Here is a 25,817-nt window from a genome sequence, read left to right as displayed (position 1 = left end):
AAATGAACGATGGAACCGAAAATGTTTTGTTATCAGTGTCAGGAAACTGCGGGCTGCACCGGCTGCACAATGGCAGGCGTATGTGGTAAAAAGCCGGATGTCGCTGCCATGCAGGACCTGCTGGTGTATGTGACCAAGGGCCTTTCTGCGGTGACTACCGCACTGCGTAAGCAGGGTGAGGAAATTGCACCGGAAATCAACCATCGGATTACGCTCAACCTGTTTATTACTATCACAAATGCAAATTTTGACAAAGAAGCAATCGTGGCGTGTATCCGTGAGACGCTGGATGTCAAGCGGGAGCTGCTGCGCCGCGCAGCGCAGCCGGAACTGCTGCCGGAGGCCGCACATTGGACGGCGGATGAAGCGGATTTTGCGGCTAAGGCTGCAACGGTCGGCGTACTGTCTACGCAGGATGAGGACATCCGCTCTCTGCGTGAACTGATTACCTACGGCCTTAAGGGCCTGTCGGCGTACTCCAAGCATGCGAACGCGCTGCTTCAGGATGACGGCGAGGTAGACGCTTTCCTGCAGCGTGCTTTGGCGGCAACCTTGGATGACAGCCTGTCGGTAGACGCGCTGGTAGCGCTGGCAATGGAAACCGGCAAGTACGGTGTGCAGGGCATGGCGCTGCTGGACAAGGCGAATACCGAAGCTTATGGCAATCCCGAAATCACGCGGGTAAATATTGGTGTCGGCACACGTCCGGGCATCCTGGTATCTGGTCATGATTTGCGCGATCTGGAGATGCTGCTGGAGCAGACAGCAGGCACGGGCGTGGACGTCTATACGCACTCGGAGATGCTGCCCGCGCATTACTATCCGGCGTTTAAGAAATATCCGCACTTTGTCGGCAATTATGGCAACGCGTGGTGGAAGCAGAAAGAGGAATTCGCCTCCTTTAACGGTCCGATTCTGATGACTACCAACTGCATTGTGCCGCCGGCGGCAAGCTATCAGGATAGAATGTACACCACAGGAGCGGCAGGATATCCGGGCTGCAAGCACATTCCGGGCGGCGTAGGGGAGCACAAGGATTTTTCGGCTCTCATTGAGCATGCTAAGCGCTGCGCACCGCCGGAGGAAATCGAGCGCGGCGAAATCGTGGGTGGCTTTGCGCATGCACAGGTGCTCGCGCTGGCGGACAAAATCGTAGAGGCGGTCAAGAGTGGCGCGATCCGCAAGTTCGTGGTAATGGCGGGCTGTGACGGCCGTGCGAAGTCCCGCAGCTATTATACGGACTTTGCCAAGGCGCTGCCGCATGACGCGGTGATTCTGACCGCAGGCTGTGCTAAGTATAAGTATAACAAGCTGGATTTGGGCGACATCGGTGGTATTCCGCGCGTGTTGGATGCGGGACAGTGCAATGACTCTTACTCGCTGGCAGTGATTGCGCTTAAGCTCAAGGAGGTCTTTGGACTGGAGGATATCAATGACCTGCCGATTGTTTACAATATCGCGTGGTATGAGCAGAAGGCGGTAATCGTACTGCTGTCTCTGCTGTATCTGGGTGTCAAGAATATCCATCTTGGACCGACACTGCCGGCTTTCCTCAGCCCGAATGTGGCCAAAGTGCTGGTGGAGAACTTCGGTATTGCGGGCATCGGCACGGTGGAAGACGACATTCGACTGTTCTTCGGTGCAGAAAACGCATAAGTGAAAATATTTTTGTCACAGATAGAAAAAAGGACGCTGCGTGCTGCAGCGTCCTTCTTTGCTTTTACAGAAGCCCAGCCAATGCTGGGCTTCTGTACTGCTTCTATCAGTGGGATAATTAGTACTTATCTGTATAGTTGGTGCTGTCATAATGCTCTACCGGCGCTGGGGAGACCGAATCAGTAGAGCTGTTCTCTCCAAAGGATGACATCGGCAGGCCGTTTTCGGATTCGAGCAGTACGAAGTGGCTGATCATGCCCTTCAGCATCTGCGCCTGGCCGGACAATTGCTCACTGGCCGCAGCGCTTTGCTCTGCAGTAGCGGAATTGGTCTGTACTACTTCAGATATCTGATTGACACCAATGGAAACTTCCTTCAAGCGGACGGCTTGATCCTGATAATCGCGTGTAACACGTTCGACTGCTGCAACAACTTCATCGGAATTGGAGGCGGCAGTGCTGAGTGCATCAGCAGTTGCACGAGCAATGCTTTCGCCTTGCTTGACAGCCTCTACGGAATGTGCGATCAATTCGTTGGTCTCCTTGGCTGCTGCTGCGCTCTTACCAGCAAGGTTGCGCACTTCATCGGCGACCACCGCAAAGCCTTTGCCTGCTGCGCCTGCACGGGCGGCCTCGACTGCTGCATTCAGTGCCAGAATATTGGTCTGGAACGCAATGTCGTCAATCGTCTTGATAATCTTACCAATCGCATTGGAGTGGCGGCTGATATCCTGCATCGCGGTGAGCATATCCTGCATCTGACCATTGCTCGTGCTCACTTGTGCCTTTACTTCATTGAGCTGTTCAATCATCTGTCCGGCTTGCGCTGCGCCTTCGGTGACCTTCTCATTCAAGCTCTGCACGGTACTGGACAGCTCCTGCACAGAAGATGCCTGCTCGGTCGCACCCTGTGCCAGTGCCTGCGCGCCGCTGGCAATTTGATCCGACCCCATGTGTACCTGTGCCGCAGACATTGCAATGCTGGACAGCGTTTCCGAAAGGTTCTTCTGGATGCGCAGCAGTGCTTCTTTGAGCTTGGCGAACTCGCCGTGATAATCATACTGCAGCTCGAATACCAGATTGCCCCGGCCCATCTGATCCAGGACAGAGGACAACTCGTCAATATATTTGATGTAGGTCTTCAAACGCTCCACAATGCGCAGCGTAGATTGACCGAGGCGGGCAACTTCGTCATGGCCCTTCACCTGATAGTCCACATCCAATTCACCGTCGGCCAGACGATCCGCAACCTTGCCGAGACGCTTGAGCGGGCGAATGATAGAAATGGCAAGTAGAGTAACAATGATTGCCAACAGAATAGCGCAGATGACAAAGCTGATGACAATTACGCGTACAGTGCTGGAGACATGGCTGTTATATTCTTCTGACGGCAGGACGCCCAGAACTTCGTAGTCAATGTCGTCCAAAGTGGCGGTGCTGCCGTAATATGAAGTATTCTGACGGGTATACGACAAGCCTTTTACACTGTTGCGGTTAAGCAATGCTTGTTTCATGTTGTCAGAATATTGCGCCTCCTCAATCGTGGTGCCGACCACAGAGGAGTCCGGATGATAAATGATCATGTTGGAGGAGTCAATCAAGGTAATGTAGCCGGTTTCACCAACCTGAATGGAACTGAGAGAATTGCTCAACTGCTCTGTGGAAACATCGAGACCTACCACACCGATCATACGGTTGTTGCTCATGATTGGGCCTGCTATACTGATGACCAATTTCTGTGTTGCGACATCTATGTAAGCACCCGTGACAATCGCTTTCTGTTCCTGTTGGCTACGGATATACCATTCACGCGTGGAGAAGTCCATATCTGCCGAAGTGAAGCGGCTATTGTCGGAATACACCAACTCCTGCAGGCCGATATCCGCAAACCAAACGCCCAGCACCGTCCCCTGATACCGCTGCTGGATTTCTTTCAGCTCGTTGAGCATACCGGAAAAGTACGCCGAGCCGTCCAATGAAGTTTTTGCCTGATCTGCTGCCAGATTGGAAATGGCAGGCGAACAAATCATCGTGTCTACAATGCCGTAGTATTGTTTCAAAAATGCGTTCACCTGCTGCGCACCGGATTCCGCCTGTGCGGTTAGATTTTCCGTCATCATTTGCTCTACTGTGCCGGAAATCTGTATACCGAGCAGCACTCCGATACCGCTCAGCACCAAAATGAGCGGAATTAGGATTCCTAAAGCGAGCTTTTGCGCGATCCCTAATTTCACGATAACACCTTCCCATTTAGTTTTCTCATTCCCGTGTAGTGTGAACTGTTGTACATGAGCAGCAACAACCCATGTCTATATTTTCGACCGTTTTTTTCAAATGATAACAGTTATATCCAATAACATTTTCCTTTTTGCACAATGAAAGAAGTTTGGAATAAAAAAATATATACTTATCGCACAAAATATACCAAAAAAATCGGTGTATTTACAGTATTTGTCGATTTTGCTGCATTTTTTGAAATATGTGATAGGTTAGGATAATAGCCGGTGATTTTGGGGAGCGGCTTTGGTAAAAAGCTTTTCGGACATCAGAAAAGGGACGCTGCTTTTTGCAGCGTCCCTTGGGTACTAACATGGGGAAATCCATATGAATTGCTCAAGTGCTATTCTGCATAAAAAATGAGCTTTCGGCAGGTGTAAGATAAGAACCGGAGAAGAGTCCTGCGCAGAGCAGTCATCATTGTTGATTGAAGGCCTTTACTTGAAGTGAGAACATGTCTTGGAAAAGCAAATCCTCCTGACGCTCCGTGATATCATTAAAGCTGCATCCATAGCGTAAAGCGCCGGATTCCAGCGGCTGTACCCGCTGCACGGTGCATGCAAAGGAATGAACAGGTCCGTCACGGCGCAGCTGCAGAGAAGAAACAAAGATTTGCTCTCCTTCAAGGTAGCACTCCTGACTGCTGAAGCAAAGTCCGGTCAGGCTGACATCAATCATTTGGCAGGGCGCCACTGCGGAGGAGGCCATACCAGAACCACGGGAAACAATCGCTTCGACGGAAACTGGTTGACGGAAACTGCTGCGTCGCTCTGCACAGGAAAAGCTGTGCTTCAATGCAATTTTCCAGAAATCAGCCGCACAACGGGATACCTGACCGTAAAGCAGGAGCACTTTATTCATTGAGATATTCGTCTGCACATGTAGTTTTACAGGCGTGTGGTATATGATGCCCTGTGGCGTTTCATTGCCGTTACGGATAGAGACGGTTAGTTCGTCTTCACCGGCATCGTACTGGTGGATGGAACCAGCAAATAAAAGATTGTTATCCAGTTTGAGCACTTCACATGATGCACCAAGATAATGTTGCATGGAATCCGTATAGTCTTGCATGGATCATAATCCTTTCCAAAGAAATTGTGTCAGCTTTGGATGAGCTTTCCATTATTATTGCGCAAAAGACGATAAAAATCCGGAAGTTCAAGTGGTTTATAGAAATAAAAGCCTTGTATAAAGTCGCATTCGGTTTGACGGACAATTTGAAGATCCTCTTGAGTTTCCACCCCCTCTACGCATACTTTCTTGCCGAAACGATGGCAGGCATAAATGATACTCATCATAAAATTCAGCTTTTCCGGAGAAGAGGTAAGCTCACACATCAGAGTGCGATCCAGCTTGATAAGCTCGGCAGGGTATTGCAATAGCATGTGCAGGCTGGAGTATGCCGTACCGAAATCATCCAGAACAAAGGAGATGCCAACCTTATCGCATCGTTCGATAAAATGTTCCAAATAATCCGGCATTTCGTCAAAATGTGTTTCTGTTAACTCGATCATCAGATTGCGTCCGGGAATACCATATAAAAGCATGGCATTGTGAATATAATCAAAAAAGGCAGAGTCAAGAATCTGCAAATAACTGACGTTAAAGGAAATTTTCAAGTTGGGCGCACGAAGAAAGATTTCTTGGCAGGCCTGCATGATTTGTGTGACCACCCATTTTCCAACCGGCACAATCAGACCAACCTGTTCAAGGATGGGAATAAATTTGGATGGAGGCACCTCCTGACCGAGGTAATTCCATCGAAGCAGAATCTCGCCTCCGTAAATCTCGCCGGTATCTGCCGCTACCTGAGGCTGCAAAACGATTTGGAAGTCCTGGAAACCATGATTTACGCTATAATTGAGCGCCATGCTGATATCGGACTGTTCCCGATACCCTTTGGAGATATAGGTGGAAAATTCGACAAAATCCGTGGAATAGGTTTTTTTAGCATTTTGTGTTGCCAATAGAATGTTGTCAATAAGCTCCTGCGGGGCAGTACCGTCTTGAGGAGCATGCAATACACCGATGGCGCAAGGATACATAATGTGAATACCGTTGCGTCGGTAGACATCAAGAACGATTTGCCGGATGGTGTCGGAGAGTACGCGGACATCGTAATCAAGCTGTGTCAATACCAGAAAATGCACGCCGTCTAACCGGAAAAATTCAAACTGTTCTCCCAATTCCATTTCCATGCGGTTGGCGATTTCACGAAGCATGGCATCTCCAGTGCTTCGCCCCAGAGACAGGTTGATATCGGAAAAATTCCTCAGATTAAAGCACAGAAGCAGGAGTTTGACCTGCCGACGGCAAAGCGTCGCGAGATCCTTGAGAGCGCAGGACATATTCAAAAGACCGGTAACAGGATCAACCTCGGATTCATTTTTTAAGCTGATCATACTGTCGGAGAAGAATAGAGGCGTAGTTTTTGTCTCGTCCCAAGTGAGAATCCCACGGCAATGAATCCAGAGGAGCTGACCATTTTTGTCAAAGATGCGGTAGCGGATACTGTGTGAGGTACGCTTCTCGCGAAACATGGCTTGCGAGTCCTTGATATGAAGCTGGCGATCCGGTTCATAAATACGCTGTTCCAGCAGGCCGACAAAATCATAGACAAGGTTGCTGTCAAAGTTGAAGGTGTCCCGCAGATTGTCGGAGATGTAGTAAATATTGCGCTGAACATCGCCGCAATACAGGTAAAACGGCGCTTCCGGCATGGCAATGGAATGGAAAAAGGTTTCAGCGTCAAAGTAATAGTTTTGCAGGAACGCCTGAAACGCGGTGGATTTGGAGGAGTCGATATGCGGCTCGTGTGTCTGTTGGTTTTCGTAATAGGACAGTTTGTCTCGATACATGCTGTCATCAGCCAACGTCATGAGTTGAGAAAAGTCATCATCGGGAGCATCCGACCATGTGCAGCCAATGGACAGTGCACAATTATCCTGCGCAACACGAGCGCGGAGCTGTTCCACCTGTTCTTCCAAACCTTTTTGGGAGATATCCTGGCAGACGACCAGAAATTCGTCTCCGCCGATGCGGTAAACATTTTTGGCAGAAAACAGTTCGGTTAAAATGTGGGAGGCCTGCATAATCAGGCGGTCGCCGTTATTGTGGCCCAAGTTATCGTTGATGCGTTTTAAGCCAATCAGGTCACAATAAATTAAACCAAGCGTTTTACGCTTTTGATAATCCTCGCCGCTGATATACCGGTTGAGCGCATGTCGATTGAGCAGCTGCGTCATGGAATCATGATAGCTAAGCTCTTCCAGATGGGCCATTAAATCCCGGCGCAGCAGGATGGAACCCATAAAATGAGATAAAACCTTGATAGTGCCGGATATTTGACGAATATGCTGTACAGATGGGTTATCCAGCCGCAGAAGTGCAATAATCCGGCCTTTGGATAGCACGGGGGACAGGACAAGCGTATGGATGTCTGCAAAATCCTGTTGAGATGAAAATTGAAAAGGACTTGGCAAACGATCATCGCTGTCACTGAAAATCAAAACTTCGTTTCGGTATAGGCTCTGAAGGTGCTGAGGATACTCCACTTGAAGAGAAAGATTCAAGGGATGCTCAGCAGATGAGGGAGCCCAATGATAGGTGCTGAGAAATTCACCGTTATCCATCCGCTCGTAAAGAAAAATGTTTTCACATCCGAGCTGTGAGCCGATATACTGCAGCATTAGCTCTATCGATACGGAAGGGTCAGATGCGGAATGCGTGGCCATCAGACACTTGTTAATAAAAAAGTCCGGATTCATTTCGGCATTTTCCGCTTTACCGTCTTTGGCATTGAGAGTAGCATCGTCGGGAATGGCGATTTCAACGCGGCATTTTCGGTCCTCATACTCAATAATATAATCTTTGAGATGAAAAGTCTTATTGATGATGGGGTTGTAGTAATCCCATTCATAGAATTGATCGTCTATAAGCTGTGTATTGGTACAGAACGGACAGGGCATGCGGAATTTTTGAAGAACAGCATAGCATTTTTGCCCTTTGTATTCCTCGGGGCTGGAGATTTGAAACCATTCTCGGGCCTTGGCGTTCATATATATCAATTCATATGTGTTCATATCTGCGACATAAACACCGGCATAGAAGTTCTCTAAAAATTCCCAAACAGCCTTCACGTTGCATTCTCCTTTCAGGAAGATTTTGTACCCATTGATATTATATATCATATATCGGAAAAATTAAAGTAAAATTAAAGGGAACAGGGAAAGATGCAAAAAAAGAAGCCCGTGAGGGCTTCTTTTTTTGTATGGGTTTACGAGGAAATAATTTCCGATGTCATGCCATCGCAATCCTGTGTAGGTGCGCTGATAACAAATTGGAAGGTAGAAGTTCCGTCATCATTGACGGTTTCCTTCAGGAGTAGACGAATAGGATCCAGTTTGCTGAAATAATCGTTTTCGCCTAGGAAAGGATAAGAGATTTTCTTATCTTCGTCGGTCTGTCCGTGGGGTGAAATTTCAATCATGCTGCCAGCGGGAATTTTATCACATGCAATAGAAAGCGATTGTGAATTTGCCTTGCTGATATAGCACCAGCCTTCGCCCAAGGGATAGGCATCCGTTGTATTTCCGGGAGGATAGGCTGCTTTGCTGCCATCACTCTTGCGGACATAGAGTGCCTTATCGAAGGTAACGGTGATGGTACCGCTGTACAGGTGAGGATCCGAACCAGTGGATGAAGGTGTAAGGATGTTCTCAATGCGAGGCCCAAGCGCATCTACACGCATAATGTTCTGCACAGACCGGAATACAGGAGCGCCGCCTTGCTTGTTTTGAGCTGCAACAATGAAAACATAGGTATTGTTGTACTCTAGCTTTTCGGAATCCAAGAAGTTTTGGAAGGGAACCCATTCAGTACCCGCAGAGATATTCAGGTTTTGACCGGATTGTGAGTTCAGATAACCGGAACCACCACCGGTCAAGGTCTCCCATACCTGCTGCTTGGTTTCACTGTCGGCATTGAGGTCAAATGTATCATCCTTCATGGCATCGAGAATCTTAACCGGCTTGCCGTTTGCCATGATTGTATTTTCGAAAATAGAGGGATGACCGTTGGTGTTCGCGTTATAGAGTGCCCAGTACGTATCTATCAGAATGGTACCGGATGTTGCCGACGAAACCTGATACTGAACATCGTTGGTGTTTTGCGCGTTTGCTTTGAGGTTTGGCGATACTACATCCGTCGTGGAGAATTTATAGCACATTACGTTGGATGGCAGTGCGTAGGAACCCTTCAGGACAAAATAGATATAATACTTGGAGTTCGCCTTCAGATTTTCTATCTGAATGGTCGCCGTGCCGGCACCGGAATACGTTGCTTTACCGGTGCGATAACCAGCGTCGTTGGTGAACTGAGATGGGTTCATAATCTGGCTGGCATTCGGGCTGGTAATGTTCATGTTACGTGGGCCGGATGGGAGGACATTTGGCGCATCTGTGTCGTTGAGCTTACCCAGATTCAAGATGCCGGAGCTTTTGGGGGGTTCAATGACCCAGTCATATCCGTATTCTTGATCGATAATTGTGTTGCCATCCTTCGGCGGCAGATTGGTTTCCGGTGCCACAACATAATAGACGTCGCCTGCGCGGTCAAGCTGATAGCTTATCGTCGTGAGGGAGTCGCCCGGCGAAATGCGCGGATATGCCTGGTTGAAATTCGGCGCGCTCTGGTTGGAACGGACGATTTCAATGCTGAAATTGGAAGGATTGCCGATGGAGGATACGGTTTTATCGGTGATTACGCGCTGCTGCCAGATGGATTCTGTCACATCACCCTGCACCAGATTACGCAGATTGCTCGGAGAACCGGCAACGCAGAACAGATATAGGTTGACCGTTGCATCCCATTTATCTTTTTCGGTGATTTCATTGATGGAGGTCAACTCAATCGCATAGTCATAGCCGGTTGTCAGGCTTTGCAGGAAGGGATAATCTTCAGGCTCGGTCCATCCGGCGATATCCTTATTGTAGCTTCTGCCGGACCATTTTTCTGCAGGCGGCTTGACAATGGAAATAGGAGTGGTATTGACCTTTTTCCATTTGACGGTATTATCCGTCGTGTGATCTCGCTGATACAGATTGAAAGAAATCGTGGTATCCGATGCAATGATTACATCATAGCGGGTATTCTCCGACGCATTAGCAGTACTGTTTGCGTATGGGATCATGGAGAGTGTGGTATCCACTGGAACAGAGACGCCATCTGCGGAGCCGTCATCCTGTGTAATGGTGACAGTCTCCAGTTCGTTGAAGTCTACCTGTGCATCCATGATGCGGAATTCGTCAGACTTGGTATCCCGACCCATATTGTTGTTGGAAGAGTCAGTGATAAAGTTGAGAACAAACTGATATCGCGTGCCGCTGAGCAGATTGAGCGCAGCATTATGGAACGTAACCTCGGTCTGGCCCTCTTCGTTAAGGGAAACGGTCATATTCTCTTTGCCGGTGGGAGAGCCAAGACTCAGTGATACCTTTTTATCCGGGTCTGTGATGTCCAGATTGTTGAGGGTGAACATACCGTCGATGAGCGATGACCACGTAACGGTTTCGCCATCCTTGCTGCCGGCAACATCAAACGTATCCTTGTCGGATTCGTACATCTCTACCAGCGACAGCTTGGTTTGCGTGCTGTAGATATCTTCACTGAACACGAGTGTGATATCAGTATCCGCGAGCGGAATTCCTTCATCGTTAGCTTCAGAGAAACGCAATTCTACCAGCTTCGGCGCGGTGGTGTCCAGTGTCTTGGCGTTTTCCAAAACCTTGATGGCGGACAGGTTGCCAGAGTTATCCTCGGCGACAAAATAAATGTCGTAAGCGGTTTCTGCCTCCAAACCAGACATATTGAACGAAGCGGCAGTATTTTCCTTGGCGTTGAAGGAACCACTCTTGAGTGCGTACATGCCGCCCTTGATTTGGAGTTTCTGGTCAAGTTCTCTGGCAGCATCATCATCCAGCGCAGCGTTTTCTACCGGATAGTCCGTGCCGTGCTTGACAATTGCCCAGTAGACCTTGCCATCCTCGTTGATGGCGGCTTCGCCGGTCAGTGCGGTCTTGTCGATTTTGCTGATGCGCGGGTAGTTGTTAAGGAATTCCGGCGGGGTGCGGTCGGCAGTGGTGATCGAAACCTTTTTCACTGCCGAGTCGTTGATGCTGTCGGTCAGGAAGAAGTAGGCATCGTAATCCGTCAGTTCGGCAAGCGCATTTTTGGCGGTTTCAATCACATCACCCATGCGGATGCTGTCCTCTTCGCTACGAATCATCTTGCGGCTGCCGGAATCAATCGCGCCGCTCAGTGAGCCATCCTTGAAGTCGTTTGCGGTGGGGGCAGGCATACCCTTTTTGTAGATCGCCCAGTAAAGAGTACAGGTCTTGGTGGTTGCCACATCAAAGTCAACGTAAGTATCTTCGATGGTGGTTGCTTTCGGGTAGCCGGAAGCAAAATCAGGTTTGCTGTTATCCGGGGTGGTAAAGTAAACGCTCTTGACGAGGCTCTGATCGCCGCGGCTGTCTACCAGCACCGCGGACAGAACATAGGAAGTGTCGATCTTTAGCCCATTAATTACCTGAGAAAGTGCTTCGTTTGCGTCCTTCACAGCAAGATTGCCGTTTTTGACAATGTTAGCACCATAGCTAGGCGGTTTGATCAGGTCACTGGCAGCCATCGGACCGTCGCCGCTCAGACGAACCGCCCAGTAGAGGGTGCCGGGTTTATTGGTCATGAAAGAGGTCTCAGCCTGTGTCGGTGCAATGTCGTCCATACGCGGATAGCCGCTCAAAATGCGGGGGAAATCAGACATCTGATCGGCCAGCGTGCTGTCCATTGTCATGCCGTTGATGTCGGCGGTGATACCGGGACGGATGTTGATATCATCCGGCAGCATTTCCACCTTGCAGCCCGGTGCATTGACATTCAGGGTGCCGATGTCGCCCTTGCCGGTTACGGTTGTTCCGGTATCCAGATTCAACTCTTCGACTACGGCGCCCTGCGCAATCGTTACAGTAGAGTCGACTGCTTTTTCATCGACAGTCATTTTTTCCACCGTGCCGCTGCCGACGTTGATTTCAGATTCCGGTGCCACAGTGACAACTTCATGGATATTGCCGGCCAAATCGAGTCGCGTGCCGGATTCGCCGTCAACTTCGATATACTGGAAACCGTGCTGTCCGGTGGATTTGCCTTCCAGATAGGTGTCGGTGCGGACATATACTTTATCAATATCGGTATTGCCGACCGTGCGGATGGTGACATACTGGTTGGATGGGCTGTCGACGATCATCTCCGGGGCAGTGCAGTTTTTCAGAATAATACTGCAATCGCCCTTGTTGCTTTCGCCGGCGCCGCTGGCAATGATTTTGCCGTATACAGTCACGTTGTTGAGCGTGACATATCCCAGCCCGACGCCGCCTGTGATATACAGGTCGCCGGTAACGGTCATGTTTTCAAGCGTGACGCCCGAGCAGGAGACCATCAGGTTGCCCGCAACGCTGGTTGAGTAGGTGCCCGGCTCCTGAATGGGCGTGCCGATCACGCGAACCAGCATGATGGCGACCTCGCCGCGGGTGATATTGTCGAGAGGACGGAATTTTCCGTCCGGATCACCGCGCAGAATACCCTCATCCGCGGCAGCTTTGATGTAGCCACGGCTCCAGCTGCTGGCCAGACGGCTGTCGGTAAACGACAGATTTTCGCCAGAAACGGGCTGCAGCATCAGATTGCGGCACAGCATCGTAGCCGCTTCTTCGCGTGTCAGTGTCGCGTTGGGAGAAGCGGTCGACTTGGAGGTGCCCTGAAAATATCCGGCGGTATACGCTGCGCTGATATCGTCATAATACCAGTCACGGGTTACCACGTCGCGGAACGGCTGAGCACCGGTTTTGGTATAGCCGAAGGTTCGGTTGAGCATGGTGACAAATTCCGCGCGCGTGATGGAACGGTTCGGCTCCAGATTACCGTACTGATCGCCGCGCATGATGTTCCACGACACCAGCCGGTCCAGATAATAGTTGGATTCTGCTGCCTGTGCAGTCGGGGTAAAAACGGGTAAAAAGCCCAGCAGCATACATAGGCAGAGGAGAAACGCACATATGCGTTTCCGAATAGGGAAAAATGCTTTCTTAAAGCGCATCATATCTTTACAACACCTTTTCTTTTGGATTCGCGGTAGGCCTACGCAGTGTGATGGTGCAGGTCATATTCAAAAATACTTTCTTGAACCATTGCTTCCTCCTGAGGCAGCATATCGATGAACTGGCAGGAGTACAGGTTCTTTTCCTTAGAAAGGACGCGAAGAATCTCGAGCCGGACAATGATGGGAGGCTCGGTGCAGGGCAGGGCAATTTCAAACTTCGCACCGGTCTTGAGCGGGGTGACGCAATACAGAGCGATGCCGCCGCAGCTGATATCCTTGCTGATGATCGGAAGACGGGTGCCATGGCCGTGCAGCGGATATAAGTAGGTGCGAAATGCCATGGGGATGCGTAAATGTCTGCGCAGACGGGAGTCAATTCGCTCTTCCGCAATAAAATCCAGAACATCGCCGCGAATTTGCTTAATTCTGCCACGCCAAGCCATGAATTCGGTGGAATTGACACTCAGCACATTAAAGGACGAGAGCGCCTGCAAATCACAGTTCGGGGCATAAATCAGGCGGAATGACTTGATTTGGCCTTGCTGCCCGAGCAGAACGGCGCTGGCAAGCGTTTGGTGGTTATCGTCCAGAAAAACAAATTTTTCGCTTTCGGCTCCTTTTCGGTTCATGTTTCAGTCGCCTCCTTGTTAGCTGCCGCGGTATCCTTGGAAACCGGAACACGCGGCTTTTGCGGGTTGTTAGGGTCGAAATGCAGGAAATATACATAAACATCCACGATGAACCGATATAATGATTCCGGGATTTCCTGACCGAGCTGCAACTGGGAAAGCATCGTGGCCAGCGAGGTGTCTTCGTAAACCGGGACACCGTTCTCTGCGGCAACCTCAACGATTTTCTCTGCGAGATAGCCCATGCCGGAGGCGACCACAACGGGGGCCGGCGAGCCGTTTTCATATTGCAGGGCTACTGCCTTGCGACTGCCATCATATTGCGACATTGATGCTGTCCTTCCTTTCAAATATTTTGGGGAATACCTCGGAAATGGCAAGCGGCCGCGCCATGGGAGAAGCGCGCATGGTGGCCGCCTTCAATCCATCCTGTTCGGCCAGCGCTGCCATTTTCTGCTCAAACTGCTCGGTGAACTTCTCCAAATGCGGCGGGCAGTGCAGAGAGGCGTCCACGGTGCCGTCATGATAGGTCAGCACCAGATCGAACATGCCAAGCTCCTGTATATCGAACTTGAGCAGCATGCGCATGGATTTCTCCTGTGAGAACGAGCCGCTTTCGTTTTCCGCGTTTGGATCAACCCACAATTCGGAAAACATCATTCTGCCGTCCATCTCCACCGGCAGCATGGCGTGCGCCAGCGGCATATATACGCTCTGATTGACCAGAATAGAATCGACGAGCGCTTGAAAGGTTTGCCGAAGCTCTGCATTGCCTTCACTGCGCAGGGCAGCGGCGGACATCTGCGAAAGATGGTCTGCAATTGGGTTGTTGGTATTGTTGATAGAGGCCGCGCTTTCCTGCAGCAGACGAATCAGCTGTTTGCTGTCCATCTGTCCGAAATGCTCCTTCATGGAGGAGTAGCCGAGCAGCTGATAGAAGGATTGTAGCATGGACTGCGGATTGCCGTTCTCATAGCGGGCAATGTCGAGAATCAGCATGCTCAGCAGGCTGCGGGCAATACCACGGTCATGCATCTGAGAAACATAGTCTGAAAGGAAGGGGAGAATGGTGCCCTGCATGAGTTGCAGTACACCGCCCCGGTCGCCCTTCGCGAGCAGCTGCTCGAGCTGAGTGGCGTGTCCCTCCAGCGTGCTGCTGAACCGGCTGGGCATAAACCATGTCATTTGCCGAATGGTGCGCTGTAAATTGCGTTCGATATGGGAGGTGGAAGAAAAGTCGTTAAATCGCTTGAGAAACTGCAAAATATCGGTCTTCAAGCCGGCAGACGGGTTGTGCTGCAAAACATCCCGCAGCGCATCGAACAACTTGCCGCTGAAGCGTGCGCCGGAGGACATCTGGTTTTGCAGCAGAGTGAGCAGCTCTTCCGGTCCGACGCTGAGCATCTGCATAAACTGAGAAAGCTCCTGTGCGATGCCTTGGGAAAGTCCGGAGAGCACCAGCGTACCCGAGTGGGCGATAAGGAAACGCGCAGCGGTTTCGGTAATCGATCCGGAGGAGCGCAGCGCCTGCAGAAACGTTTGAAAATAGGAGTCGTAGCGGCGCCCGACATCCATGTTGGCCGTATCCTGACGGTCTGACCGGGCATCCGCGCGCCCGACGCGCGTCGGGTCCGGAATGTTCTGAATTTGTGTGTCGTTTGGCGTGATGGGGGACCGGTATGTATTGCCTTCCTGCCCCGGAACGGGATTGGTCACGCTTGTAATGTTTGGCATAGTAAGGCTCCATTTCCATAGAAATTTCTGTAATGTTTTGCGTGCTGCCTTAATTCCTGCCGCATTTGGTCGAATTTATAATAAACACGGTTATTCAAAATTCAGAAAGGCGGCGTTCATTTTATGGAAAATAACAGCGATAGCGTTCTGGAAATGTACTTGTATGAAACAAATACACTGCTGGAACAGCTTGATAATATTATGTTGTCAGCCGAACAGGCGGACACGCTTTCGGAAGATGATGTAAATGAAATCTTCCGTATCATGCATACCCTGAAGGGTTCTGCGGCAATGATGGAATTTGAACCTCTGATGACAATTGCGCATCGGATTGAGGATCTGTTCTATCTGATTCGTGAAAAAACGATGGAGATTGTTCCGGAACAGGACCGGCCGCAGCTGTTTGATCTGCTGTTCAAGTCGATTGATTACTTCCGCAGTGAAGTAAGCAAGATCGAGAACGGAGAACCTCTTTCTAACAATATCGACAATTTCCTGAATACAATTAATATGTTCATCGACAAAATTAACGGAGAGGCAGCTGAGGCGCAGGCACAGACACAGGAGCAGGCGCAGCCTGCGCAGGCCGCACCTGCGGCGGAAAACAGTCATGCGGACGCCGACCATCGGTATTCGCTGCGTGTGTTCCTGGATGAAGGCTGCGGGATGGAAAACCTGCGCGCTTTTATGGCGGTCAGCGATGTAAAAGACCAGTGCATGCAGGAGTTTACCTATGAACCGGAAAACCTGGAAAACGATCCTTCTCTGTCGGAATCTATCGCTGAGAATGGCTTTGTGATGCATTTCAGCTCGGACAATGATCGCAAACAGGCGATTCAGGTTGTGAGCGGCTTGGGCTTTGTCAAGAACTTTCAGGAAATCGATGAGGAACCCGTGGCGCAGCCTGCGGCGCCGGCAGAACCGGCAAGTGAGCCAGCCAAGGCTGCGGAGCCTGCGAAGCATGAAGCTGCTCCGGCGCCGAAAAAGAAAGCGGAGCCGGCGGCAGAGAGCACCAAGACGGAAACAAGCAACGCACAGAATCAGGCCCATCATCAGATTAAGCAGAGCCTTATCAGCGTCAACCTGTCCAAGCTCGACCAACTGATGGCAGTGGTGGGGGAAATTGTTATCACGGAGGCTATGGTAACCGCATCGCCCGATCTCAAGGGGATCGACGCTGCCAAGCTGGATAATTTTAATAAATCCGCCCGGCAGCTGCGCAAGCTGACCGACGAATTGCAGGATATCTCGATGTCGCTGCGCATGGTGCCGGTTTCCGGTACGTTCCAGAAAATGCGCCGTATTGTCCGTGATATGGGTCAGAAGCTGGGCCGCCGCGCAAAACTGACCATCATTGGTGAGGATACGGAAATTGACAAGACGATTGTGGATGCAATCAGCGATCCTATCATGCACATCGTCCGTAACTCCATGGATCACGGCATTGAGCCGGATGAGCAGACGCGCATTGCAGCGGGCAAAAATCCGGAGGGCGAAATCATCCTGTCCGCGCAGAACACGGGCAGTGAGGTGATCATTCGCATTGAGGATGACGGCGCAGGTGTGGACAGCGATGCGGTTTTGCGTAAAGCCATTAAGCAGGGGATTGCAAATCCGGATACGGATTACAGCCAGCGCGAGATCCTGAACTTCCTGATGATGCCCGGCTTTTCCACCAATACGGAGGTTACGGAATTTTCCGGCCGCGGTGTTGGTATGGACGTGGTGAAAAAGAACATTGAGTCGGTCGGCGGTATTGTGCTGATGAGCAGCGAGTTTGGTAAGGGCACCTGTACGACGCTTAAAATCCCGCTGACTACGGCGATTATGGACGGTATGGAGGTTTCGGTTGGCGATTCTATCTTTACCATCCCGCTGCAGAACATTCGCCAGTCCTTTAATGCGTCCGAGGCGGAAATCATTCACGACGCAATGCAGGGCGAAATGATCAGCAAGATGGATAATTTCTATCCGGTCGTGCGTCTGCATGAGCTGTATGGGCTGCAGCCGAAAGCAAGCAAAACGGACGACGGAATTTTCGTGTGGGTGGAAACCAGCGAAAACTCCTACTGCCTGTTTGTCGATGAACTGCTTGGCGAGCAGCAGGTGGTCATCAAGCCGCTGCCGACGTATCTGAACAGCTTTGGAATTAAAGAAGCGGGTATTGTCGGCTGCACCATTTTGGGAGACGGCAATATCAGCCTGATTTTGGATGTTGCCAGCCTGCTTACATCAAATACCGGTTTTGCGGGTTATTGATCGTCAAACGCGCGCCGGAGAAGGAGTGAATCAAACATGTCTGATGAAAATATGCTGTTTGCCACAGAAGAGGAGCAGGCGGCTGAGCTGGATAAGAAAGAGTTAACCGAAATTGCAACCAAAAAATATCTGACCTTTCAGACCGATAACCTGATGTTCGGTATCGAAGCGGAAAGTGTCATTGAGATCATCACCAATTATCCTATTACAAAAATCCCTATGGTGCCGGATTATGTGCGCGGAATCATCAACTTACGCGGACAGACGATCCCGTTGATTGATATGCGCCTGCGCCTGAGCCTTATGCAGATGGATACGGATTGCATTATTGTTTTGAATGTCAACGAGATGCAGATCGGTATTCTGGTGGACACGGTCAATCAAATTATCGATATACCGGTAGAAACCATTCTGCCGATGCCGGCGCACAATGCGCAGAAGTATGTGTCGGGCATGTGTGCAATGCCGGATGGGTCGGGCACTATGCTGGTTCTGGATTGTCCGCTGCTGCTGCAAAGCTGAAAACAGTTTTGCAAAATACATGCAAAAGGGGTGTTGAGATATGATGCAGTTATCTGATTCGGATTTCCGCCGAATGGTTCGCTTTATGCAGGACAATTACGGGATCAACCTGAAACAGAAACGATTGCTCATCAACAGCCGGCTGTCCGCTTCCTTGCAAGCGCAGGGCTATACCAGTTTCAAGGAGTTTGTAGACGATCTGCTCAACAAAAAGGATAAGGAGCAGATTGAGTTTGTGCTTAATAAGCTGACAACAAATTATACTTACTTCATGCGTGAAAAGGATCACTATGATTTCTTTATGAAAGTGATCCTGCCGGACATTACTAAGCGTAACGAGCAAAAAAAAGTGCTTTCGATTTGGAGCGCCGGTTGTTCGACCGGCGAAGAGCCGTATAATATATCCATGTGTCTCAAGGAGTACTTCGGCACGAAGGCTTCGGCATGGGATACCCGTGTATTGGCCACGGATATTTCACAGAGGGCCTTGGCGGAAGCGCGGGATCCTTCTTATGAACTCCCGGCGGATATTCCGCCCGAATGGCGCAGGAAGTACTTTATCAGGCGGCAGGATGGCAGCGGGCTTTACACGGTGACGCCGGAGATTCGTAAGAATGTAATTTTTCGGACCTTTAATTTGATGGATCCTATCCGGTTTAAACTTAAGTTCGATGTGATTTTCTGCCGGAATGTTATGATCTATTTTGACCAGCCGACAAAGGATGCTCTGATACAGCGGTTTTATGATGCGACCAATCCGGGCGGATACCTGCTGATTGGCCATTCGGAGAATATCAGCAAGGACAGCCCGTATCGCATTCTGCGTCCGGCGACGTTCCAAAAGGCTTGAAAGGATGGGAACAATGGGATTTGACACGAAGAAGATTCGTGTGATGATTGTAGATGATTCAATGCTTGCGCGACGTATCATCCAGAATGGACTGTCTCGATATCCCAATATTGAGGTGGTGGGGGAAGCGTTCAACGCAATGGACGCCCGCAAAAAGCTCCCCATCCTCCATCCGGATGTCATGACGCTGGATGTGGAAATGCCGGGGACAAACGGCATTGATTTTGTCAAGGAGATCTTGCCGATCCATCCAATTCCAATTATTCTGGTTTCGTCTTTAAATCTGCGCGTTTTTGACGCAATGGCAGTTGGCGCGGTAGATTTTGTGCGTAAGCCGGATGGAACTGAAGGAAATGATCGGTTTATCGAAGCACTGGCCAATAAAATTGTTGTCGCTTCATGCGCACGGGTGCGCCGTCCGCCGCTGAAACCGACTGCGTCTACCAACCGGATTGCGTCTCTGCCGCTCAAAATGGGCGCAGCGCCTACCGATGTGATCATCGGCCTGGGAGCGTCGACCGGCGGAACAGAGGCAACGCTGGAGGTGCTGCGCCGCCTGCCTGCCAATATTCCGGGCATGGTGATTGTGCAGCATATGCCGCCCGGATTTACGCAGATGTATGCGGAGCGATTGGACCGCATTTGCCAGATGAAGGTGAAAGAAGCGGAGAACGGAGACGAAATCGTGCGGGGGCGGGTACTGATTGCTCCGGGCGATAAGCAGATGCGCGTGGTGCGCAACGGCACCAGATATACGGTTTCCTGTATGCCGGGAGAAAAAGTCAGCGGACATTGTCCGTCGGTAGACGCTCTGTTCCTGTCGATGGCGCAGAATGTTCGGTGCCACATGGTGGGCATCATCATGACCGGAATGGGAAGTGACGGCGCCAAGGGCCTGCTGGAAATGCGTAAGAAGGGTGCTTATACGATAGGACAGGATAAGGATTCCTGTGTGGTTTACGGCATGCCGATGGTTGCAAACAATATCGGTGCGGTGATGCAGCAGGCATCGTGCGAAAATATTGCCGGTGTACTGGTAAGACATTTGAGTGGTTCGCATCTCTGAGACAATCTCATAAAATAAAAAAATGGGCGTTAAACAAAAAATGTAGTTTAACGCTTATTTTTTTTTATTTCTATCCGATAAAATAAATATCTGTAGCAACAAAAGCTATGTGGTAGTATTGAGGAACAGAGGAGTTGACCGATGATGATGGTTTCGAAAACAGGAGGAATGACCCCTCTCCAGAGGCCACACATGCAAATGGAAAGTGTGGAGGGGCAGTACCGCTCTTCCGGACAATATGACAGTGTGGAATTGAAAGCTACACACTATTCTCAGGATCAGCGTTTTTCCTTGGAGCTGTCCAGCCGTCTCTCGCAGGAGGTGCGGACGCAGCAATCCGAGGAGGTGCCGCAGGTTCGGCAGCAGGTTTTAAATGGTGATTATAAAATCAACATTGACAGCCTGGCGGCACAGATCATGTTGCTGGGAGGTGTGTGCTGATGGCGGGCAGCTTTCAGGATATGTTAAAGCTGATTCGTGACCTCACGCGCACACTCGAGGATTTGACGAGTACGCAGAAGGCGGTTGCAGCTGCTGTGCGCACGGATGATCTGGAAAAGCTGGGCGAATGCATGAAGCAGGAGCAGGCGCTGTCTCTGGCGCTGCGAAATGCGGATCAGCGCAGAATCAAGCTTCAGGCAGACCTTGGATTGGAAAATATTCGTCTGACGCAGTTGCCGGAGCATGTGCCGGATGAGGCACTGCGTCAGGAGATTAAGGCTGCGGGGGAGATGCTAAGCACGCAGTACCGTGTACTGCAAGGTGCTGCCGAAGTGGCACGTTCCGCGTTGGAATGCAGCCTGCATGAAGTGGAAGGTATGATGACCAATCTGGGATTTGATCCGGTGCAGACAAAGGAGCATATGGCTTCTGTCAGCGGTGCACACACGGATTTCCATGCATGACTTTAAAGAGGAGGTACCGCCGATATGGCGACTTTTGGTGAGTTTACAGTAGCGCGTCTCGGTATGATCGCCAGTCAGATGGCGCTCAATGTAACCGGACAGAACATTTCTAATATTAACACACCGGGATACACCCGTCAGCAGCTCGACCAGTACAGCTTTATTACGAATAGTGGAGGATTGTATCACTCCAGCAGTTCGGCTTCGGTTGGTTCGGGCGTAATGCTTGCGGGCGTATCGCAGTTACGCGACCCGTATCTGGACATCCGTTTCCGTAAGGAAATGTCGAGCGTTGGTTCGACCGATGCCACGCTCAATGTGCTCGATCAGCTGCAAAGTGTCATCAACAATGTCGATAAAGAGGGTATTGTTACCCAGTTGCAGGACCTGCTGACCAATATCAGCGAGCTGGGCAGCCATGTGGGTGAGCAGGAATTTGAAACGCTGATGCGTGAATCGGCGCAGGATTTGTGCACACTGCTTAATGCTAGTGCGTCCAAGTTGCAGCAGGTTTATGACAATATCCTGCAGCAGTATAACGAGGATATTCAGGACACGAATAATGTGCTGAAAAAAATTCAGGAACTGAATCAGCAGATTCGCATTGCGGACATCAATGGGGATGCCGCACTCGAACTGCGGGACCAGCGCAATACGCTGATCGACACGCTTTCTGAGTCTATGAAGATAGATGTCACCTATAGCATGGAAGATGTCGGCGCGGGCGTTGAAGTGGAAAAGCTGACCATCAAAATGGTGAATGCACAGACCGGAAAGCCGGGACAGACACTGATTGATGGCATCGACCGCGCGGATATAAGCTTGGTCGATGGCGATGCGGATATGTTCTTGAATATCAGTGAGTTACATGATCCGGATGGCATTCAGACCTCTAACACTTCTTCCCGCTTTACGCTCAGCGGATTGAACTTCGATAAAACATTGGCCGCAGACTATCAGCAAACAATCACGGTCAATTATACGGATGCAGCGGGAAATAAAAATTCTGCTAATGTTACATTTAATGTGACCGCGCCGACCGATCCGAACGATCCGGATGCGGTAAAAGCGGCCCGGGAAGCAACGGTTCAAAGTCTGCGCGATGCTTTGGCGAATGATCCGACGCTGAAGGATAACTTCACGGTAACAACAACCAATAGCGGTGTCAGTCTGGTGTCCCAGCAGCAAGGCAAGGATGCACTCAATATTACAAGCATGGAAATGGCTGCTGGCGCGAAGGTTTCGTTCAGCAGTCAGAAGTCGACGCCAGCGGTGCTGAGTAATGAAGGTGCAGTCACGGATGGCATGGGATACGGCGCGCTTGAATCGACCCGTCAGATGCTGGTTGGCTCCGGTGAATTCAGCACGGATGCTGCTTATAACAATATCCGTGGTATTCCGTATTACATGCGGTCGTTGGACATGCTGGCCAATAAAATTGCTACCGAGATGAACCGGATCAATACCACGAACGCAGACGGAGAGTCGCTTGCCGACTTGGGTATCAAGGGAGCGGGGAACCTGTTCGTGGCGGACGGTGACGATCCGGATAATCCGACGCAGCTGATTACTGCATCCAATATCTCGATATCCAAGAAGTGGCAGACCGGTGAGACGACGGTTGTGCCTTCTACTAAGCCGGATGCGGTCAGCTCAGAAAATGATAATATTAACCGATTCTACAATATTTTGAATGAAGCGTATAATTATCAGGCAACCGATATTGTTCGGCAAGATGAAACACCGTTTACCAGCGGCAAGCTCGAGCAAACGGGCGCACAGGGACAGAATCTGAAGGCACAGATCACCTATATTGACAGTATGAATCAGAAGCATACCGTGACGGTTGATTTTCAATCCGGCGCGGATGCGGATGCAACGCTGTCAAATTTGCAAGCAGCAATTGCAGGTAATCAGGAGTTGTCGCAGTTTGCTGATATTGAGGTTAAAGATGGAACCATTACATTGAAGGCCAATGACGGTAAAATTGATGATGGCGTGTTGTGCAGCCTAGTCACCGACATTCAAATTACGGATGATCAGAATGCGGCGACGGATGCCTTCAAGATGGGAGCCGGCAAGATTGGCGGTTCGGTTGCATCCTCGAATATCTATCAGGGCAATCTGGAGAGCTGCTACTCGAACATGGAAGGTGTGCTGGGTTCGCATATTAATACGACTTCCACGATCTATGAAACCTATGCAACAGCAGCTGATGAAATCAACACCAGCCGCGACAGTGTATCGGGCGTGGATCTGAATGATGAGGGTATCAACCTCCTGCAGTATCAAAAATCGTTCGCAGCAGCCTGCCGCTTGATGACCGCGCTGGATGAAGCGATGGATAAGGTCATCAATGGTATGGGCGTTGTCGGACGCTGACAGAAAGGAGTAGTGGAAAATTATGATGCGTGTTACCACAAACGGTACGCTGCGTACCTATCGCGGTCACTTGGCGCGAGCAACACTCAATCAGTTTCAGTCGATGAATACGGTGCTGACTCAACGACGTTTTACGTCTTATGCGGAGTCGCCGTCTTTGGCAACGCAGTCTTTCCGTTTGCATTCGGCTTATGCCCGCAATACTGCGCAGCAGAGCATGAGCGAGGAAATGATCAGTAAATTTGAGGCCGCAGGCAGCAGTTTGCAAAAATTACAGGAGCAGTATTTGGATGCGTTGGATGCAGCTGAGCAGGGACAGGATGACAGCAAGGCAGGCGCGCGTGTGCAATTAGGTGAAACGCTTAAGGGCATTGCAGAGGGCATGGTACAAACGCTTAATGCGCAGTATGGTGAAAAGTTTATCTTCGCAGGTGCAGACGGTGATAATGCTCCGTTTGAACTGAAGGACGGCAAGCTGTTATTCCGTGGCTTGGATGTAAACGATCCGGCGAATGAAGCAGCTTTCAAGGAAATGGCTGATGAGGTCGCATATGTGGACATTGGCCTGGGCATGCAGTTGGATGAAAACGAGCAAGTGGTACCGTCGACGGCGTTCAATTCTGCGATTTCCGGTATTGGTTTGCTGGGATATGGTACGACAGATGGTACGGCAAATGGTGTCCCCAAAAATATGATCAGCACCATTGCAGAATTGGGCGAGATTTACTCCCGGGCAGATTCGGAGACTGGTTATTTAGATCCGGCAGATGAAGAGCGGGCTGAAGCGTTGTTCGATAATTTGCAGGAGTCAAACTCCGACTTCCGCGCCAACTGGACTAAGATGGATACACAGGCGCAGTTCCTAAAGTCTAATGACACGCGCCTGACTTCGACCGGTGATACGCTGCAAACGCAGTATGAGGGCTTGGATCGCGTGGATCTGGCCGATGCACTGACTACATTCGCATATGCTCAGTATAGCTATAATGCGGCACTTCGTGTGGGAAATGATATCTTGTCGCAATCCTTTATTGACTACATGAGTTAACAGAATTCAGCGGAAATAAAAGGGAAAGAGTGATGGATGGATGGAACGACTGATAGAGATTAAAACGGTTCCGATAGAACTGGAGATGAAGGTTAACCATGCGCGGCTTGATTATAAGCGTTCAACGGTTGATTTGGAGATTTCAAGAAATCAGGGAGGCTTGCAGATTCGAAGCAAGCCGATCAAAGTGAATATTGATACGTTTGAGGCGCGCAATTCGGTGTCGCCGACTGCGATGCGGAGCATCGAGCAGGCTGCGCAGCGTGGTCAGCAAAAGGTTTATGATACCACTGCAACATATGCTCGTCGGGGTGATTTACTGTTGGAAGCAAAGATAGGGGAACAGCTGATTTCCCAGTTTGCGATGGAATCGCAACAGGTCAATACCGATTTTGCGATGAAGTGGCTGCCTACCACCGGACCGGATATTACCTGGGATGGCGGGGAGCTTAATATTCGGTATGAGATGGATAAACTCAATTTTGATTGGCGAATGGATAAGGGCAATGTGGAATTCATTCCGGGCAATATCGAGTTTACTGTTACTCAACAACCGGATGTCATCATCAAATATATTGGCGGACCGGTCTATGTTCCACCGTCTGCGGATCCGGACTATGTGCCGTTAGATGAACAGGCTTGATAAGGAGCAAAGTATGAAAATACAAACCAAATATTTTGGTGAGTTGAATATTGACGACAGTACAACGCTTCGGTTTTCGGATGGCTTGTTTGGATTTGAACAGGAAAAGGAATTTGTCCTCCTCTCTTTTTCGGAAGAGGAGGACTTCCTGCTCTGCTTACAAAGCGTAAAAACGCCTTTTTTGGCATTTACGCTGCTCAATCCCTTCATGGTGATGCCGGAATATCGTCCTACACTACCGCAGGAGGACTTGCGGCGGTTGGGCGTCGATAAAAGTGAGGATTTGTGCTATTATGTGCTGTGCAGAGTGGAAAATCCGGTCTCCAAGAGCACGGTCAACCTGCGTTGCCCGGTGGTGTTGAACGACCAGACACGTCAGGCGCGGCAGGTGATTCTGGACGAGTATGAGATGCGGTGTCCACTTTCATCGCTGGGAAAGAAGGCTGACGGAGCATGCTGATCCTGCAACGAAAAGAAGGCCAGTCGCTTACGATTGGGGATCGGATTGTGGTTACGGTTCAGGAAATCGGCCAGGGGCGTGTGCGCTTGTCAGTGGATGCCCCGCGTGATATTGCGGTGCTTCGGACAGAATTGGTGGAAGCGCAGCAGGAGAACCGATCGGCCGCTCAGGAGAAGGAATCCCCGATGCAGCTGCTGCAAATGCTCCGCAAGGAGAAGGAAAAATAATGCCGG

19 protein-coding genes are annotated in these 25,817 nt (G+C 50.2%); 12 read left to right on the top strand and 7 right to left on the bottom strand.

Annotated elements, in window-relative coordinates:
• Positions 1-9: 9 nt before the first annotated feature.
• Positions 10-1,656, top strand: coding sequence for a hydroxylamine reductase (gene hcp, locus ACESSO_RS01110; RefSeq protein WP_373163206.1), 1,647 nt, complete (start codon positions 10-12; stop codon positions 1,654-1,656).
• Positions 1,657-1,774: 118 nt separating this feature from the next.
• Here hcp and ACESSO_RS01105 read toward each other — a convergent pair whose 3' ends face one another.
• The 7 genes from ACESSO_RS01105 to ACESSO_RS01075 all read right to left on the bottom strand — a co-directional run bounded on the left by ACESSO_RS01105 (position 1,775) and on the right by ACESSO_RS01075 (position 15,449).
• Complete coding sequence (locus ACESSO_RS01105) at positions 1,775-3,889, bottom strand: methyl-accepting chemotaxis protein (RefSeq protein WP_373163205.1); 2,115 nt, start codon at positions 3,887-3,889, stop codon at positions 1,775-1,777.
• Between the two features lie 460 nt (positions 3,890-4,349).
• A complete protein-coding gene (locus tag ACESSO_RS01100) occupies positions 4,350-5,003 on the bottom strand; it encodes a PilZ domain-containing protein (protein ID WP_373163204.1) in 654 nt (217 codons plus the stop codon).
• Positions 5,004-5,032: 29 nt separating this feature from the next.
• Positions 5,033-8,071 carry an EAL domain-containing protein gene (locus ACESSO_RS01095; protein WP_373163203.1) on the bottom strand — a complete coding sequence of 1,013 codons (3,039 nt, stop codon included), beginning with the start codon at positions 8,069-8,071 and terminating at the stop codon, positions 5,033-5,035.
• Between the two features lie 137 nt (positions 8,072-8,208).
• Positions 8,209-13,017 (bottom strand): S-layer homology domain-containing protein, encoded by a 4,809-nt coding sequence (locus tag ACESSO_RS01090; protein WP_373163202.1) that lies wholly within the window; start codon positions 13,015-13,017, stop codon positions 8,209-8,211.
• A 107-nt stretch (positions 13,018-13,124) separates the two neighbouring features.
• Positions 13,125-13,715 carry a PilZ domain-containing protein gene (locus tag ACESSO_RS01085; protein WP_373163201.1) on the bottom strand — a complete coding sequence of 197 codons (591 nt, stop codon included), beginning with the start codon at positions 13,713-13,715 and terminating at the stop codon, positions 13,125-13,127.
• A complete protein-coding gene (locus tag ACESSO_RS01080) occupies positions 13,712-14,044 on the bottom strand; it encodes an EscU/YscU/HrcU family type III secretion system export apparatus switch protein (RefSeq protein ID WP_373163200.1) in 333 nt (110 codons plus the stop codon). The genes ACESSO_RS01085 and ACESSO_RS01080 overlap by 4 nt, the downstream gene beginning before the upstream one ends.
• Entirely contained in the window at positions 14,031-15,449 is a 1,419-nt protein-coding gene (locus ACESSO_RS01075) for a hypothetical protein (protein ID WP_373163199.1), read from the bottom strand. The genes ACESSO_RS01080 and ACESSO_RS01075 overlap by 14 nt, the downstream gene beginning before the upstream one ends.
• Before the next feature lie 123 nt (positions 15,450-15,572).
• On the opposite strand from ACESSO_RS01075, the gene ACESSO_RS01070 reads away from it, so the two are divergent.
• The 11 genes from ACESSO_RS01070 to ACESSO_RS01020 all read left to right on the top strand — a co-directional run bounded on the left by ACESSO_RS01070 (position 15,573) and on the right by ACESSO_RS01020 (position 25,811).
• A complete protein-coding gene (locus tag ACESSO_RS01070; RefSeq protein WP_373163198.1) occupies positions 15,573-17,708 on the top strand; it encodes a chemotaxis protein CheW in 2,136 nt (711 codons plus the stop codon).
• Positions 17,709-17,744: 36 nt separating this feature from the next.
• Positions 17,745-18,230, top strand: a complete 486-nt coding sequence (locus tag ACESSO_RS01065; protein WP_373163197.1) for a chemotaxis protein CheW — start codon at positions 17,745-17,747, stop codon at positions 18,228-18,230.
• Positions 18,231-18,270: 40 nt separating this feature from the next.
• On the top strand, positions 18,271-19,080 hold the full coding sequence (locus ACESSO_RS01060; protein ID WP_373163196.1) for a protein-glutamate O-methyltransferase CheR: 810 nt from the start codon (positions 18,271-18,273) through the stop codon (positions 19,078-19,080).
• Positions 19,081-19,093: 13 nt separating this feature from the next.
• Positions 19,094-20,146: a chemotaxis response regulator protein-glutamate methylesterase gene (locus ACESSO_RS01055; RefSeq protein WP_373163195.1), complete on the top strand. Its 1,053-nt coding sequence runs from the start codon at positions 19,094-19,096 to the stop codon at positions 20,144-20,146.
• 192 nt (positions 20,147-20,338) lie between these two features.
• Positions 20,339-20,587: a hypothetical protein gene (locus ACESSO_RS01050; protein WP_373163194.1), complete on the top strand. Its 249-nt coding sequence runs from the start codon at positions 20,339-20,341 to the stop codon at positions 20,585-20,587.
• A complete protein-coding gene (locus ACESSO_RS01045; RefSeq protein WP_373163193.1) occupies positions 20,587-21,051 on the top strand; it encodes a hypothetical protein in 465 nt (154 codons plus the stop codon). The genes ACESSO_RS01050 and ACESSO_RS01045 overlap by 1 nt, the downstream gene beginning before the upstream one ends.
• 24 nt (positions 21,052-21,075) lie before the next feature.
• Positions 21,076-23,433 (top strand): flagellar basal body protein, encoded by a 2,358-nt coding sequence (locus ACESSO_RS01040; RefSeq protein WP_373163192.1) that lies wholly within the window; start codon positions 21,076-21,078, stop codon positions 23,431-23,433.
• 25 nt (positions 23,434-23,458) lie between these two features.
• Positions 23,459-24,481: a hypothetical protein gene (locus tag ACESSO_RS01035; RefSeq protein WP_373163191.1), complete on the top strand. Its 1,023-nt coding sequence runs from the start codon at positions 23,459-23,461 to the stop codon at positions 24,479-24,481.
• A gap of 40 nt (positions 24,482-24,521) precedes the next feature.
• Entirely contained in the window at positions 24,522-25,124 is a 603-nt protein-coding gene (locus tag ACESSO_RS01030) for a DUF6470 family protein (protein ID WP_373163190.1), read from the top strand.
• Positions 25,125-25,137: 13 nt separating this feature from the next.
• Positions 25,138-25,584 carry a flagellar assembly protein FliW gene (gene fliW, locus ACESSO_RS01025; RefSeq protein WP_373163189.1) on the top strand — a complete coding sequence of 149 codons (447 nt, stop codon included), beginning with the start codon at positions 25,138-25,140 and terminating at the stop codon, positions 25,582-25,584.
• The gene (locus ACESSO_RS01020) at positions 25,578-25,811 is read left to right on the top strand and encodes a carbon storage regulator (protein WP_373163188.1); all 234 of its coding nucleotides are present in this window, start codon (positions 25,578-25,580) and stop codon (positions 25,809-25,811) included. The genes fliW and ACESSO_RS01020 overlap by 7 nt, the downstream gene beginning before the upstream one ends.
• Positions 25,812-25,817: the final 6 nt, after the last annotated feature.

Source organism: Agathobaculum sp. Marseille-P7918 (genome assembly GCF_964248325.1).
Taxonomy (GTDB): Bacteria; Bacillota; Clostridia; order Oscillospirales; family Butyricicoccaceae; genus Agathobaculum.
Note: the sequence above shows the minus strand (reverse complement) of the source record. Positions and strands in the feature narration are given on the sequence as shown.